At 63.6% G+C, this 519-nt stretch carries 1 pseudogene; it reads right to left on the bottom strand.

Annotated features, from left to right (window positions below):
- Window positions 1-519 (bottom strand): annotated as a pseudogene (locus BK660_RS31750) (TonB-dependent siderophore receptor); the annotation flags it as partial.

Genomic DNA, 519 nt, shown 5'->3' with positions numbered 1-519 from the left:
CGGTCTCACTTTTGCGATGGGTGTAGGCGGCCTTCAGATGCCAGCCTCCAGCCAGTTGCTGGTCGACGGTAGCAAACGCGGTTTTGTCCTTCAGCGGCCCCGAACTCCAGGATGTCGCCATGTTGGTCGATCGGCCAAGACCGGCCTTGCCGCCCTCGGCATTCCAATACGGCACCGTGCCCCACGATGAGCCTTGCACGTGCTTGTTTTGATAGTCGTAGCCGACCGCCAGCACCGTGCTATCCGTCAGATCCGCTTCGAGAATCCCGTAACCGACCTCCCGTTGCAGCGCATAGTGATCGCGGATCGACTTGTTGTCGCGGTAGGCGAGCACCGTGCGACCGCGCAAGCGGCCGTCGAACGCCAGCGGGCCACCCACGTCGACGTAGCTGTAGTAATTGTCGTAGCTGCCACCACTGACGCCCGCCAGCGCCTGCAATTGTGCGGTCGGACGCTTGCGCACCATGTTGATGGTGGCCGAGGGATCGCCCGCACCGGTGGTCAGTCCGGTGGCGCCGC

This window comes from Pseudomonas brassicacearum (assembly GCF_003732265.1).
Taxonomy (GTDB): Bacteria; Pseudomonadota; Gammaproteobacteria; order Pseudomonadales; family Pseudomonadaceae; genus Aquipseudomonas; species Aquipseudomonas brassicacearum_D.
This window is presented reverse-complemented; position numbering and strand designations above follow the sequence as displayed.